Genomic DNA, 14165 nt, shown 5'->3' with positions numbered 1-14165 from the left:
CTTCAGACTAAGCCCTCACGTTATCACGAAACGGCCAGCAGGGTTGAGACTCAATGGTGATTATCAGAGTGCGTCGCAGGAAAAAAACCGGCTCGCGAGCGGGCCGGAGATTGATGACTAAGTGTGGCCCGGTTAGCTGTGAGACCGAGCCAGTGCAGGAAACCCGGTCAGACCGGAAAGGCGCTTACGCCAATCCCTGGCTCGCTCGGCCCGTTGCCGGGCCAACGCGTTGCGTTGTTCAAAAACGCTCCCGGCGTTTTTTTCCGGGCGGCGGGCCGCTTTCCTCCTCTGACCGTGTTCCCTGCCTGTTGAGCTAATCCATCGCTGCCAGTTGCACCCTGATTCGAGTTTGTCAGCAGTCTGAGACCCGCAAGCGAGCCGGTTTCCATTGCCTTACATGACGCCCATCAGGCGCGGCAACCAGAGTGAAATAGCGGGAATATAAGTAATCAGCATCAGCACCAGGAACAGCATGCCGTAGAACGGCAGCATCGCCCCGACGACCTGCTCAATCTTCTGCTTACTCACCGCGCTGGCCACAAACAGCACGGTGCCGACCGGCGGCGTAATCAGTCCGATGCCCAGATTAGTCAGCATGATCATGCCAAAGTGAACCGGATCGACCCCCAGCGCGGTGGCTACCGGCAGCAGCACCGGCGTCAGGATCAGAATCAGCGGCGCCATATCCATCAGCGTTCCTACGACCAGCAGCAGGATGTTGATGCACATCAGGATCACATATTTGTTATCGGAGAGGCTGGTGAACGCCTCAGTAATAATGGTCGGCAGCTGCATAAAGGTCATCACTGCGCCGAACCCGGCTGCGAAAGCGATCAGTACCATCACGATGGTGACGGTTTTAATGGTGCGGAACAGCAGGATATGCAGCTGGCTCCATTTAAAGTCGCGATAGATGAACATGGTGACAAAGAAGGCCCAGATACAGGCAATCGCAGCGGATTCCGAGGCGGTAAAGATGCCGGAGAGGATCCCCCCTATGATGATCACGACCGTAAACAGACCCCAGAACGCGTCGAAGAAAATCTTCAGCGCCTGACGAAACGGAATACGCTCGCCTTTGGGATAACCGCGTTTATGGGCAAAGCCCAGACACATCACCATCAGGCATCCGCCGAGCAGCAGGCCAGGGAAGATCCCGGCAACAAACAGCGAGGAGATGGTGACCATGCCGCCGGTCGCCAGCGAGTAGATGACTGAGTTGTGGCTGGGGGGCGTCAGCACCGCCTGTACCGAACCGCTGGCGGTCACCGCCGCGGCGAAGTCACGCGGATAGCCTTTCTCCTCCATCTGCGGGATCATTACCGAACCAATGGAGGCGGTATCCGCCACCGACGAACCGGAGATAGCGCCAAAGAACGTTGAAGCGACGATATTAACCAGCGACAGCCCGCCGCGAATAAAGCCGACAAAGATATAGGCGAAGTTGACCAGCCGGCGGGCGATGCCGCCCTCGGCCATAATCGCGCCCGCGAGGATAAAGAACGGAATGGTCAGCAGGGAAAATTTGTTAATCCCGTTGGTCACCTGAATCACCACCGCCTCCAGCGGCAGGTCGATCCACCAGGCCCCGATAAAGGCGCTCAGTCCCACCGCAAAGGCGACCGGAAAGCCCACCATCAGCAACACCAGCAAACTGCCTATCAAGATCAATGCATCCATTTTTCTGCTCCGCGTTAGTGGGTGCCGCCCAGCGTGACAATCGGCCGCTGGCTCTGATCGCCGCTCAGCAGGCGCTCAACAACAAACAGCAGGGTGAAGATCGCGCCAATCGGGATTGGCAGATACATCTCGCCATAGGTCACCGCTGGAAGTGACGCGAGGGTCTGAACCCACATCGCTTCGCACAGGCTGTAACTGGCCTGGAAGATCACCAGGCAGGTGATAATCATCAGCAGATCGCTGACGCGCAGCATGAGGCGCTGCCGGGCAGGCGACAGGCGGTCAGTGACCATCGATACACAGATATGGGTTCCGGCGCGCAGACCCACCGGCGCGCCGATAAAGGTAAAAATAATCATGCAGATAATGGCAACCGGCTCCGGCCAGGAGAGCGCGCCGTTCATCACGTAACGGGCGAAGATCCCAATCGGGATGACCGTTACCATGATCAACAGCGCCACGGCGGCCACCAGCATGCAGAGCAGATAAAGCCCATCCATCAGACGCGTATAAGCAGACATAATTGATACCTGATTAAGCACGCCACACGGCAGTGTGGCGCGGGAAGGGTTATTTCACCTCAGCAATCCGGGTCATCAGATCCTGATATTTGCCGCCAAACTGATCGCGTACTGGCTGAGTCGCTTTGACGAAATAGTCACGGTCAGTCTGCTGGAAGGTGACGCCGCCCGCCTTCATTTTGGCGATCGACTCTTCGGTATAGGTCGCCCAGAGCTGACGCTCCTCATCCTGTGCTTCTTTGCCGAGCTTTTTCAGCAGTGCCTGATCTTCGGGTTTCAGGCGATCCCAGGCGCGTTTTGAAAACAGGATCATCTCTGGCTGGATAAAGTGGCCGCTGAGGGTGTAATACTTCGCAACCGGCATGTAGTTATGAGCGACAAAGGTCGGTGGGTTGTTCTCGGTGCCATCGACCACGCCAGTCTGCATCGCACTGAACACTTCACTGACGCCCATCGCCACCGGATTCGCGCCCATCGCTTTCAGCGTCGCCAGCGAGATGGCGCTATTCTGCACCCGGATCTTCATGCCCTTAAGATCCTCCGGCTTCGCCAGCGGCTTCTTAGTGATCATGTTGCGCTCACCGGCATCGGTCCAGCCCAGGAACACCATGCGGGCGTTGGGATCGTTGTCGAACTTGTCGGCGATCTCGCGGCCTATCTCGCCATCCAGCACTTTGTGCATGTGATCAACGTCGCGGAAAACGTAGGGCAGGGTCAGCACGCTGGTTTCCGGGGCAATCGAGGTGACCGGCGCCAGCGAGACGCGGATCATATCGATGGCACCCAGCTGCACCTGTTGCAGCGTCTGATCTTCATCGCCCAGTACGCCACCGGCGTAGAGCTTCATCTCCAGCCGTCCATCGGTGGCCTGTTTCAGTTTGTCGCCCATGTGTTGCAGGGCGACCACGGTGGGATAACCGGCAGGCTGTACTTCAGCCACTTTAATCACCTGTGCCGTGGCGGTGGCGCTCGCTATCATCGCCGCCAGGGCACTGGCTACGCATGTTTTCATCATTCTCATTATATTGTCTCCCGCAGAGGTAAGACGGCCTGCAGTCTGGGCTAACTGCAGAGGGCCGTGAGGAGCCAGCATAGTGAAAACGCGTCTGAGTAAAATGTAGCAATGCTGATTGAATGAATTCCGTCACATTTTGAAACGTTGTTTTAATAAATTTTCATGCAGCTTCACATTTTCGAAACATCCTCACAAGCCGTGCCTGAACCCGCTCAACAACAGGTCAATAGCGCAGATCAGCTTTGTAAATACTAATGAGAACTACTATCAATTCGCCACCATTTTGCTATTATTTGCGCTTGTTTCGCATCCCTGAATCAGAAGTTGGAGAAGCAGCGTGGTAGCCAGTGATTTGATGCAAACGGACCTCTCCGTTTGGGGCATGTATCAACATGCCGATATCGTGGTAAAGGTGGTCATGATTGGCCTGTTATTGGCCTCAGTGGTGACCTGGGCGATCTTCTTCGGCAAATATGCCGAACTTAGCGCGGCTAAGCGTCGCCTTAAGCGTGAGCAACTGGCACTGGGCGAAGCCCGCAATCTGAATGACGCCGCCCGCATTGCCCAGTCGTTTACCGGGCACAGCCACAGTGTGGTGCTGCTGAACGATGCGCAAAATGAACTTGAACTGTCGGCGGGTGTGGAAGATACCAACGGCATTAAAGATCGCACCAGTTTCCGTCTTGAGCGCCGTGTCGCCGCCTTCAGCCGCCATGCAGGACGGGGCAATGGCTTCCTGGCGACTATCGGGTCTGTCGCACCCTTTATCGGCCTGTTTGGCACCGTCTGGGGCATCATGAACAGCTTTATCGGCATCGCGAAAACCCAGACCACTAACCTTGCGGTGGTGGCACCGGGTATTGCCGAAGCGCTGCTGGCGACTGCGATTGGCCTGGTCGCTGCGATCCCGGCCGTCGTCATCTATAACGTTTTTGCCCGCATGATCGCCAACTACAAAGCCTCGCTGGGGGATGTCGCTGCTCAGGTGATGCTGCTGCAGAGTCGTGATATCGACCTGGGCACCGTTGCCAAAGAAGTTCCGCGTCCTGCGACCGCCCAGAAACTGCGCTTAGGGTAAGTTGTTATGGCCATGCGATTAAACGACGATCTGGAAACCGATGGTGAAATGCATGAGATCAACGTGACGCCGTTTATCGACGTCATGCTGGTGCTGTTGATCATCTTTATGGTGGCCGCGCCACTGGCCACGGTTGATGTGCGCGTTAATCTGCCCGCGTCCACCAGCGCGCCGCAACCGCGGCCGGAAAAGCCGGTCTATCTGTCGATTAAAGCGGATAAGCAGCTTTACGTGGGTAACGATCAGGTCACGCCGGATTCGCTGGTTAACGTGCTGACCAGCCAGACGCAGGGCAACAAAGAGACCACCATTTTCTTCCAGGCAGACAAGTCGGTAGATTATGAAACGCTGATGAGCGTGATGGATAAGCTGCGCACGGCGGGCTACCTGAAAATTGGTCTGATGGGCATGGAAACTGTGAAGAAATAGCGGGTTATCCGGCACAATGAAAAGGCGACTGTTAAGGTCGCCTTTTTTTATGGCCGCGCTTCAGCCAGATAAAATCAGGCAGATCGGCGGCCAGGCGGATCATTTATGCTGCCTGATTTGAATTGTTAATTGGTTGTTACTCATGTACACAGAATTGTAAAGTGCAATGGTGAGCCAGGTCACATTAATCTCGCCTTAGTCAGGCTAAAACGGCTAAAAAACAACAGGAAGCCGTCATGAGTCACACCCCGTCTTTACAAAAGCCGCCGAAAAGTGCGGCCCGAACCATCTTTAACGTCACCAGTGGTAACTTTCTGGAGATGTACGATTTTATGGTGTTTGGCTATTACGCCACCGCCATTGCCAAAACTTTCTTTCCCGGTGATGACCCGTTTGCTTCCCTGATGCTCACCCTGATGACCTTTGGTGCTGGTTTCCTGATGCGCCCGCTGGGGGCGATCATTCTGGGTGCCTACATCGACCATCACGGTCGTCGTAAAGGCTTGTTGCTGACGCTGGGCCTGATGGCGATGGGTACCCTGACCATTGCGCTGGTGCCAGGCTACGCCACGCTGGGCGCGGCGGCACCGATTCTGATCCTGCTGGGACGCCTGTTGCAGGGCTTCTCGGCAGGCGTCGAGCTGGGTGGCGTGTCGGTCTATCTGGCGGAAGTCGCGCCGAAAGGTCGTAAAGGCTTTTTCGTCAGCTGGCAGTCGGGCAGTCAGCAGATTGCGGTTATTTTTGCCGCGCTGCTGGGCCTGATGCTGAATCATCTGCTGGCGAAAGAGGCGGTGACGGAGTGGGGCTGGCGTATCCCGTTTGTGGTCGGCTGTCTGATTGTGCCATTCCTGTTCTACATCCGCCGGATGCTGGAGGAGACCGAAGCGTTCAGCAAACGTAAACATCACCCGAGCATGACGGAAATCATGCGCTCAGTTGCCAGTAACTGGGCGCTGGTGCTGGCGGGTATGCTGATGGTGGTCACCACCACGGTAATGTTCTACATGATCACTGCCTTTACCCCGACCTTTGGTAAAACCGTGCTGATGATGAGCGACAAACAGGCGTTTCTGGTCACCCTCTGCGTCGGTGTCTCAAACCTCTTCTGGCTACCGCTGATGGGCGCGCTGTCGGATCGCGTCGGTCGTCGTCCGCTGCTGATCATCTTTACCCTGCTGATGATTGTGACTACCTGGCCGGTACTGCATTGGCTGGTGGGATCGGCCAGCTTCGCTCATCTGCTGGAAGCGGAACTGTGGCTGTCGTTTCTTTATGCCAGCTACAACGGTGCGATGGTGGTCTATCTGGCGGAGATTATGCCTGCTGAGGTGCGCGCCGCCGGTTTCTCCATGGCCTATAGCCTGGCGACGGCGCTGTTTGGCGGTTTCACGCCTGCCATCTCCAGCTATCTGATCCATGCAACCGGTGACAAAGCGATGCCGGGCGTCTGGCTGACCTTTGCCGCAGTCTGTGGGTTGATCGGCACGTTGCTGATTGGCCGGATGGTGAAGCAGTATCAGACCCGTCACAGCGCTACGCCGGTCAGTGCTTCACTCTAAAACGACAAATCGACCACCACGCTGTCGCTGTAGTTACCGGCAGGCGGCGTGTTCTGCGTGGTCAGGATGCGCGCGGTGTAGTTAAAGCCGCGCGTCAGTCCATCCGTGGATACCGCCGTCGAGGTGGTACTGCTCCAGCGTTCCGTGCCTGCCGATCCCCAGCGATTGCTGGTGGTACTTTTATAAATTTCATAGCTCAGCCGATTCGCGCCGCTTGCCATATTCCTGACGCTACCCGCCGCATAGCTGCCATTGCTCAGCCCGACGGTATAGGTGCTGCCTTTGCTGCACAATACGTTGATGGTCTGCGAGACGGCGGAGAAGCTGCCGACCAGCGGCGCGCTGCCAAAGCTGATATTGGGCGAGGTGATCGTCGTACAGTCATTGGTCAGGATAGCGGTGATGTTAATCGGAATTACGCCGCTACCGGTCTGCTCACTTAAGCAGAGATTGCCCACCCCGACGCTGGTGCAGATGCGATAGGTCACCGCCATGTTCAGCGTCACCTGATAGGTTCCGGCGGCGACCACCTGTCCGGAAACGGTGCGCAGATAGACCGGGATGGCGAAGTTAAGGCTGCCCAGCAAGCCCGCCAGGTTGATCAGGGTCTGCGAACCATAGACAAACGGCGTGCCGCCAATCGTCAGTTCAGTAGCGCAGGCCGTGTCGGTGCAGAGCCGCACCGGCACATTATCACTGCCGGTATCACCGCTGCGTTTCAGCGTACCGCGCGTGCCGTTGCTATTGGTTGCGCCGGTCAGCTGAAAGGTTATCTGGTTATTGCCTAGCAGCGACAGCGACGAGCCGGAGCCACAGTTGACGTTGGCGTTGGTGGTGACCGAACTGACGGTGGTATTCGCTACAAAGGTGGTGACCGAACCAAAGCTCGCTGTGGAGGCGGGCAGGGTACAGGCTGCGTAACCCAGCGATGGCAGTAACAGCAGCAGACCAGCCAGTAACAGAGATCTCATCATAGTGGGTTTCCGGACGTAAAAGGTTCAGCAGGCGCGGCGGCGCTACCTGCAACTGGAGCCGGCAGCGCGCAGGTCAGGGGGCCATAGGTTTTCAGCGCCTGCGGCTGACCGCTGGCGATATGCAGTTCGGTTTCGCAGCGGCGACCATCGGGCGTCACCACTTCGATCGGGTTGCTGGCGGTAAGATCTTCCATCCAGACGATACCATCCCAGCCGACATATCCGGTGGGATGGTCAGGCCGCTGTACAAGGCTTGAGACCGGCAGCGGCTGGCCCTGCGCATCAACCAGGATTACGCTGGCGGCGCGCAGTTTCTCCACCGGGAAGTTGAGGAGGTAGCCGCTCTGGCGTTTCACCGCAAAGCGCTGCTCAACCCGCGGCGTGGTCATATCTGCCGGCAGGTCGAGGGTGTCGATATCATATTTGGCCGGGTAATAGCTGCTGATGGCGGGCACCAGCAGATAGCCCTGTTGATTGGTGCGTCCCATCGACTGATTTTCATAGCGCACGTTCACGTCGGGATAGCTTGTTTTCACCAGCACAAAGGCGTCGTTGATGGCGTTAGCGGCAAAGACGCTGTTATCCATTAACACCAGCGCACCCGAGAGATCGGCCCATTGCGTGAGGTTGTCATCATCGCCATAGAAGCCCGCTGAGGTATCAATCTGGTTGTTGCGATAGCGCAGACTGCCCTGACGATAATCGCCGCTGTCTCCGCTCTGATTCGCCCACGAGGCATCCCAGGCGAACCCGCCGTCGCTGGGCATGGCGCTGGAGGCATAAACGCGCTGACTGTCGCGGCCACGCTGATCGCGTTCGGTGCTGAGGGCAACGCTGCCCTGTTCGCCAAACGGGATCACCAGCGAGATGGCACCGGTCCAGCTCTTCTCTTCCTGATCGCGGCTGGCCGAGACATACAGACTGCTGTTACCCCAAAGATTTTTACTCCACGAAAGGTTCCATAGCCGGGTGCGATCGCCCTGACCGTCGGTGATGTCGATGAAGGCGGCACCAACGCTGCCAAAGCGATTCAGTGAGACGCTGGCGCTGTACTGCGCACTGCGGCGTGAGAGTGCGTAGCGGCTATCCGCCTGACTACCGGCACGGCTGCCGACCAGCGCCAGATTGCCGAAGTCGCTGCTGCGCTGGGTCTGCTGCGTGCCGATGTTGAACCAGCGGTTGTTGTATTGATATCCCCAGCTATATTGCCTGCCGCTCTCCCCATCGAGCTGACTTTGCGCCACCGCGCCGTTGACCACGCCCCAACTGCCGACGCGCAGCTGACCACCCAGCCCACCCATTGCCAGCGTTTCGCTGCCTTCGGCGTGGCTCTCCAGCGTCAGCCAGTCGGTCATACCGTAACGATAAGAGCCACTGGCCGCGGCCTCACCATAATCGAAATTCTTTATGCCGTAGTTTTCGCGGATTGCCCCGGCAGAGAAGGCGTAGTCCGACAGCCCCGATTTCAGCAGGTTACTGGAGACGTAAAACGGCATGGTGGTGGTGACGCGGCGGCCAACCGCATCTGTGGTGGTGATCACGGCATCACCCGCGCCGTTAACAAACGGCACATTGGTCATCGACCAGGGGCCAGGCTGCACGTTTGCCTGGCTGGAACGATAGCCGTTGATAAAGAGATCGACGGTGGAAGGCACGGCGGCCTGACCGGAAAAGGCGGGCAGCGGATAGGTTACCAGATCGGGACGGACGCTGAAGTCGCGGCCGACGCGGATGCCGCCGAGCCGCACACTGCTGCTCCAGGCCAGCGAATCGGTGATCAGATCCCCGACCCGCCAGCTTACCGCCGTGTTCTCATCTTCATTGCTCCACCAGGTGTCGTAGCGGATATAGCCATCATCCTGATAAGTCGTACTGCCTTCCAGCTGCTGTTGCCAGACGCCGTTAGTGGAGAAATGACCGGCATCACCAAACAGCCGCAGTTCGTTCCAGGCGGACAGGCGGGAGCCAATGTTATCCGTGCGGCTGGCGTAAAGATCATAATTAATCAGCGCGCCGCTGCTGGTACGGCCCGGATAGCGGGGCCCGTTCTTCGCCTCGCCAATGACCTGACCGGGCAGCCACTCAGGCGGTACGGTCAGCAGCAGACGCTGTCGCGCAGCGTCATACTCCACTTTGATGGGTTGCAGCCTGCTGACATCGACCTGCGGCTGCTGGCCCAGCTTATCCGCTGGCAGGCCGGCACGCTGCAGATCGCCGCTGCGAATCCAGAAATGACCGTCGCGCTGCTCTACCGGCACAATATTGCCGTTCTCCTGCTGATTAATCACCAGCTCCAGCATATAACGCTGACCGCTGCCGCTGGTCTGCAGGCTGGGTGGCGGGGGCAGGGATGAGTAAGTCTCCGCCAGCACAGGATCCGGCGTAAGGGCGTAAATCACGCTGGCCACGGCCAGCCCGCAGGGATGCAGAGAAAACGGTCTCATTCAGCGCTTACTTATTGGCGGCGCTGCGCCACGGGCTCTTGTTAACCTCTGCGGTGAGCTCGCCGCTTACCGGCGAGGAGAGCGGCCAGCGGTGATAGCTGTCAGCCAGCACATACCCGTATAATCCTTCGCCCAGTTTGCGACCGCCAATCGCCACATTGCTCAACCGGGCGTGACCGCTGCCGCTGTTGGTTAACTGGAGCCAGCGCCTGCCGCCCTCGCTAATCTGTTGCCAGCGCAGAGCCGGGCGAGCGCTGTCTGTGTTCAGCCCGGTGCCATAAACAAACAGCGGCACCGAATAGCGCATCTGGAAGGTCAGCCCGGCCTGATTCTCGCCGGGATTACGCGGGGTCGGGATCTCATCCAGCACCACCCGATAGGCCAGCTCTTTACCGGCCGCAGGCGGCGTCTGTTTAATCAGCCTGACCAGCTGTTTCTGGCCCGGTTCCATCCGCACCATCGGCGGGCTGGCGACCACCTGCTGCTGAGTCTGATACTGCTCCTGGCCATTGTTCTGCTGCCAGCTGAAGACGCGGATCTGCATCATGGTGGTGCTGTTACCGCGATTCTCCAGCCAGAGTTCGCTGGCTTTCTCTTCAGGATTAATGGCGGGATCGATGGGCCAGATCATGACCGAATTCGCGGCGAAGGCCGGGGAGAGCAGGGTGGAACTTAGCAGCAGCAACAGAGCGCGCAGTGGCTTCATGATCATATCCTTGTTTTCTATCACCTCACCAGCTCAGGGTGACGGTCAGCGTGTCGGTATAAACGCCGGCGCGCGCAGTGCCGGGCAGTTGTAGCTGACCGTAGATCGGCAGCGTAATGTTATTGGCATTGCTATAACTCAACGGCACCGCCTGATTGACCGGGATCACCGTGGTGCGGCTGGCGTTGCTAAAGAGCGTGTAGGGAACGGTATTGCTGAAATTGGGCAGCTTCAGGTTACGGGTCGTGGTGAAATTGTTGCCCTGATTAATGCTCATGCTCAGCGTGGTGCCTGGCGTACAGGCGAGATTAATCGAGGTGCTCTGCAGATAGCTGGCGTTGACGGTATTCGCCGCCACGCCAGACTGCGTACCGAAATTAAGCGTGCCAAAGACGCCGGTATTGGTACCGGATATCACGCAGCCTGCCACAATCGACGCGGTAACCTGAAAGGTGCTGGTAGGCAGACTCCAGGCGCTGATACTCCCTGTCAGCAGGAGCACACCGCATGCGATCGTCAGGCAGGATCGCCAGAGAACCACCCGTATTTACCTGCGACAGCAGTTAATAGTTCACGGCAACGTTAATCGTGTCGGTATAGGTTCCGGCAGGGATCAGGGGGTTAAAACCGCCGCCGACCACCCGGCCATAGATGGCGTAGTTGGTCCCCAGCGTCGGATCGGTGGTACCGCTGGCGGCGATAGGCGTATTGTTGGCGATCGCCGTGGTAAAGGAGGCGTCACTGTAAAGGGTATAGGCGATGCCCTGCGCATTATTCGATCCCAGTATCAGATAACGCGGCGACGTTGAGGCGGTGCCATAGATAGTGGCTGGCGCAGCATTGCTGCTGGTGACCACCACGTTGTAGTCCTGACCGGTGGTGCAGCGCACAAAAATACCGTTACCGGCTGCACCGACCAGGGTGGCGTTCAGGGTATCAAAGGTGGCAGCACTGCTACCAAAGTTCAGGGTACCGAAGTTAACGCCCGCCGTGGCTGACTGACCATTTACCAGGCAACCGGTAGTTAGCGTTAACGTGGCATTGATGGTTCCCGAGGTCGTCGCCGCCTGGGTTAATGATGGAACAGCAACTGTTAATCCTGCAGCGGCAAACAGAAAAAGCTTGAGTTTCATAATATTTCCTTACGGATTATCGAGAGTCAGTGCTTTTTCACCCGGTGTTTATTAACGATTCAACCCAAAGTAAGGAAATAAAAACAATAAGGCGGGCAGCGCCGCAGTCTTAAGAAAAATCTTAGACTTAAGGATTATGATTTATATCAGTTTTACTTACTATAGATCAGTTAAAGCGTTAGGCGAAGCGCTGCCGTTTAATTTTCGTTAATCAAATGGCCTCTCTGGCCGATAACCCAGTTACAGCAAGGCATAAAAGCGAGGCGGCAAAACAAACATCTTTGTTTTTTCGGCCTCTGGCCTGCTTTCAGCTTCGGTGATATGTTCCTGTACCAATCAGACATAATAACGATTTACCCGCAGACTCAGCAGGCGGGAAATAAGATGCAGGTCATTAATGGCCTGCGTTCGTGGGCCTTTTTTGCCCGGTCTTCAGGGTCAGGAAATACCGGAGTTTATTAACTTTCACCCGTTGGGTGTTTTTAAGATTACTTTCCTGACTTTATACAGCACCTGTTTTTCTGCGGGTGGTGAGGAGTTGCACATGTTGCTTGTCACCTGGAATGGCGTTCTGATCTGCGTTTCGCTGATCGTGGCGTTTATTGCCTCTTTTACAGCGCTGGATACCGCCGGACGGGTGGCGGTCTCCCATGGCTGGAGCGCGCGGTTCTGGCTGCTGGTGGGCGGCACGACAATGGGGATTGGCATCTGGGCAATGCATTTTATCGGGATGCTGGCGATGATGATGCCGATGACGATGCGCTATGACACGCGGCTGACGATCCTCTCGCTGCTGGTGGCGATCCTGGCGTCAATATGTGCTTTCAGCCAGACGGTGAGCGGTTTACATCTCACCCGTCAGCGGCTGCTGCGCGGTACGCTGATCCTGGGCGTGGGTGTGGTAGTGATGCACTATCTCGGTATGTATGCTCTGCTGATTAATCCCCAACCTGAGTGGAACAGGCTGCTGGTGACGCTCTCTGTGCTGATTGCGTTGGCGGCCTCAGGCGTGGCGCTGTGGCTGGCGTTTCATCTGCGGCAGGGTGACCATCATCTGCTGCTGATGCGTGGGCTGGCCTCACTGGTGATGGCGATCGCGATTGCGGGCATGCACTATGTGGGGATGGCGGCGGCGGTGTTCCGCCACGGCAGCATAATGCAGCCGTATGGCGTCAGTAATCCGGGACTGGCGGTATGGGTCACGCTGATTACGTTAATTATTCTGGGGATCACTCTGCTGAGTTCGATGCTGGACGCTCAGATGCGTGCCGCGCGGCTGGCAACCCGGCTCAATCGCGCTAACCAGGAGCTGCGTCAGCTGGCGATGCATGACAACCTGACCGCGCTGCCCAACCGGGTGATGCTGGAGCAGCAGCTTGATCTCGCCATCAAACAGGCGCTGCTGAATGAAGATCGCTTTGCCGTGATTTATATGGATCTGGATGGCTTCAAAGCGGTCAATGACACCTGGGGGCATCATGTCGGTGACCGGTTATTGGTGGCGGTGGCGGAACGGCTGCGCAGTCAGCTCAGTAACACTATGCTGCTGGTGCGGCTGGGCGGGGATGAGTTTGTGCTGATGGCGGAGTGTGACATCAACCCGGCCCGGCAGCTGGCGCAAAAACTGGTTAAAGTGATCGGTACGCCGTTTGAACTTGACCGCTATGTACTGCACGTTTCACTTAGTGCAGGTATTGCAATCTTTCCACTGCATGGTCGCAACCGGCAGGAGCTGCTGTTTAATGCCGACGCGGCGATGTACCACACCAAACACAGTGGACGAAACGGCTGGTGCCTGTTTGAACCTGCTATGAGCGCGGCAACGCAGCATCAGCTGGAGCTGGCCAACGATTTATGGGAAGCGATCGATCGCCAGCAGATGCGGCTGTTCTATCAGCCCAAATTCCGTTCCGGCGGCACACGCCTGATGGGGTTTGAGGCGCTGCTGCGCTGGCAGCATCCGCAGCGCGGTCTGCTGACGCCTGAGCTGTTTCTGCCACGCGCTGAAAAAACCGGCCAGATTGTAGCGCTGGGAAACTGGGTCATCGGGGAAGCATGCCGTCAGTTAAGGATCTGGCACAGCCAGGGCCACGGCGAGTGGACGGTCTCGGTGAACCTCTCGGCATTGCAGTTCCATCAGCGTGATCTGCTCAGCACGCTGAACGAGACGCTGGCGCGTTACCAGCTTTCAGGCAGTGCGCTGATGCTGGAGATTACCGAAGCGATTGCCATGCGCGACCCCGCTTTCAGCCAGCAGCGGATTCGTGAGTTGCAACAGGCGGGCGTCAGCGTCGCCATTGATAACTTTGGCATTGGCTATGCCAACCTGTTACATCTTAAAGACCTGGATGCCAGTGAACTCAAGATTGATCGCAGCTTTATCAACTGTCTGCGACCTGGCAGTGAAGATGCGACCGTAGTCAGCGCCATGCTGACACTGGCGCAGAGTCTCAACCTGCGCATGGTGGCGGAAGGGGTTGAGACGGAAGAGCAGCAGCATCTGCTCACCAGCCTGGGCTTTGATGCATTGCAGGGGTATCTGCTGGGTAAACCCACACCTCCGGATCGGGTTGAGGCGTTCAGTATTCCTGCACTGCGACAGCCAGTGGCGTCGGTATCTGGCTGA

The 14165-nt window shown here is 57.3% G+C and carries 12 protein-coding genes; 4 read left to right on the top strand and 8 right to left on the bottom strand.

Features of this window, described 5'->3' with window-relative positions:
• Nucleotides 1-393: 393 nt before the first annotated feature.
• From N1689_RS14670 to N1689_RS14660, 3 genes are read right to left on the bottom strand one after another with little or no spacing between them, the layout of a single operon-like run.
• Entirely contained in the window at nucleotides 394-1680 is a 1287-nt protein-coding gene (locus tag N1689_RS14670) for a TRAP transporter large permease (protein ID WP_260059270.1), read from the bottom strand.
• Between the two features lie 14 nt (nucleotides 1681-1694).
• A complete protein-coding gene (locus N1689_RS14665) occupies nucleotides 1695-2201 on the bottom strand; it encodes a TRAP transporter small permease (RefSeq protein ID WP_161735011.1) in 507 nt (168 codons plus the stop codon).
• Nucleotides 2202-2250: 49 nt separating this feature from the next.
• Entirely contained in the window at nucleotides 2251-3222 is a 972-nt protein-coding gene (locus tag N1689_RS14660; RefSeq protein ID WP_161735014.1) for a TRAP transporter substrate-binding protein, read from the bottom strand.
• 349 nt (nucleotides 3223-3571) lie between these two features.
• On the opposite strand from N1689_RS14660, the gene exbB reads away from it, so the two are divergent.
• The 3 genes from exbB (at nucleotide 3572) to N1689_RS14645 (ending at nucleotide 6282) form a co-directional block, all read left to right on the top strand.
• Nucleotides 3572-4294 carry a tol-pal system-associated acyl-CoA thioesterase gene (gene exbB, locus N1689_RS14655; protein ID WP_222924979.1) on the top strand — a complete coding sequence of 241 codons (723 nt, stop codon included), beginning with the start codon at nucleotides 3572-3574 and terminating at the stop codon, nucleotides 4292-4294.
• 6 nt (nucleotides 4295-4300) lie between these two features.
• Entirely contained in the window at nucleotides 4301-4723 is a 423-nt protein-coding gene (exbD, locus tag N1689_RS14650; protein ID WP_013359036.1) for a TonB system transport protein ExbD, read from the top strand.
• A gap of 236 nt (nucleotides 4724-4959) precedes the next feature.
• Entirely contained in the window at nucleotides 4960-6282 is a 1323-nt protein-coding gene (locus N1689_RS14645; RefSeq protein ID WP_161735020.1) for an MFS transporter, read from the top strand.
• Here N1689_RS14645 and N1689_RS14640 read toward each other — a convergent pair.
• From N1689_RS14640 to N1689_RS14620, 5 genes are read right to left on the bottom strand one after another with little or no spacing between them, the layout of a single operon-like run.
• Nucleotides 6279-7256, bottom strand: coding sequence for a spore coat U domain-containing protein (locus N1689_RS14640; protein WP_260059269.1), 978 nt, complete (start codon nucleotides 7254-7256; stop codon nucleotides 6279-6281). The two genes, N1689_RS14645 and N1689_RS14640, sit on opposite strands and share 4 nt — an antisense overlap.
• Complete coding sequence (locus N1689_RS14635) at nucleotides 7253-9700, bottom strand: fimbria/pilus outer membrane usher protein (RefSeq protein WP_222924981.1); 2448 nt, start codon at nucleotides 9698-9700, stop codon at nucleotides 7253-7255. Before N1689_RS14635 ends, N1689_RS14640 begins: the two co-directional genes overlap by 4 nt.
• A gap of 7 nt (nucleotides 9701-9707) precedes the next feature.
• A complete protein-coding gene (locus N1689_RS14630; RefSeq protein WP_253420052.1) occupies nucleotides 9708-10406 on the bottom strand; it encodes a molecular chaperone in 699 nt (232 codons plus the stop codon).
• 25 nt (nucleotides 10407-10431) lie between these two features.
• Nucleotides 10432-10947 carry a spore coat U domain-containing protein gene (locus N1689_RS14625; RefSeq protein ID WP_260059268.1) on the bottom strand — a complete coding sequence of 172 codons (516 nt, stop codon included), beginning with the start codon at nucleotides 10945-10947 and terminating at the stop codon, nucleotides 10432-10434.
• A 22-nt stretch (nucleotides 10948-10969) separates the two neighbouring features.
• Nucleotides 10970-11539: a spore coat protein U domain-containing protein gene (locus N1689_RS14620; RefSeq protein WP_161735041.1), complete on the bottom strand. Its 570-nt coding sequence runs from the start codon at nucleotides 11537-11539 to the stop codon at nucleotides 10970-10972.
• 544 nt (nucleotides 11540-12083) lie between these two features.
• On the opposite strand from N1689_RS14620, the gene N1689_RS14615 reads away from it, so the two are divergent.
• A complete protein-coding gene (locus tag N1689_RS14615) occupies nucleotides 12084-14165 on the top strand; it encodes a bifunctional diguanylate cyclase/phosphodiesterase (protein WP_161732727.1) in 2082 nt (693 codons plus the stop codon).

The sequence above is a fragment of the Pantoea sp. XY16 genome (assembly GCF_025153065.1).
GTDB lineage: Bacteria > Pseudomonadota > Gammaproteobacteria > Enterobacterales > Enterobacteriaceae > Pantoea > Pantoea alfalfae.
This window is presented reverse-complemented; position numbering and strand designations above follow the sequence as displayed.

Excerpts from the sequence above, each read along its gene's own strand:
- N1689_RS14660 (WP_161735014.1), bottom strand. The coding sequence starts at position 3,222 with ATGAGAATGATGAAAACATGCGTAGCCAGTGCCCTGGCGGCGATGATA.
- N1689_RS14640 (WP_260059269.1), bottom strand. The coding sequence starts at position 7,256 with ATGATGAGATCTCTGTTACTGGCTGGTCTGCTGCTGTTACTGCCATCG.
- exbB (WP_222924979.1), top strand. The coding sequence starts at position 3,572 with ATGCAAACGGACCTCTCCGTTTGGGGCATGTATCAACATGCCGATATC.
- N1689_RS14620 (WP_161735041.1), bottom strand. The coding sequence starts at position 11,539 with ATGAAACTCAAGCTTTTTCTGTTTGCCGCTGCAGGATTAACAGTTGCT.
- N1689_RS14635 (WP_222924981.1), bottom strand. The coding sequence starts at position 9,700 with ATGAGACCGTTTTCTCTGCATCCCTGCGGGCTGGCCGTGGCCAGCGTG.
- N1689_RS14630 (WP_253420052.1), bottom strand. The coding sequence starts at position 10,406 with ATGAAGCCACTGCGCGCTCTGTTGCTGCTGCTAAGTTCCACCCTGCTC.
- N1689_RS14665 (WP_161735011.1), bottom strand. The coding sequence starts at position 2,201 with ATGTCTGCTTATACGCGTCTGATGGATGGGCTTTATCTGCTCTGCATG.
- N1689_RS14670 (WP_260059270.1), bottom strand. The coding sequence starts at position 1,680 with ATGGATGCATTGATCTTGATAGGCAGTTTGCTGGTGTTGCTGATGGTG.
- exbD (WP_013359036.1), top strand. The coding sequence starts at position 4,301 with ATGGCCATGCGATTAAACGACGATCTGGAAACCGATGGTGAAATGCAT.
- N1689_RS14645 (WP_161735020.1), top strand. The coding sequence starts at position 4,960 with ATGAGTCACACCCCGTCTTTACAAAAGCCGCCGAAAAGTGCGGCCCGA.
- N1689_RS14615 (WP_161732727.1), top strand. The coding sequence starts at position 12,084 with ATGTTGCTTGTCACCTGGAATGGCGTTCTGATCTGCGTTTCGCTGATC.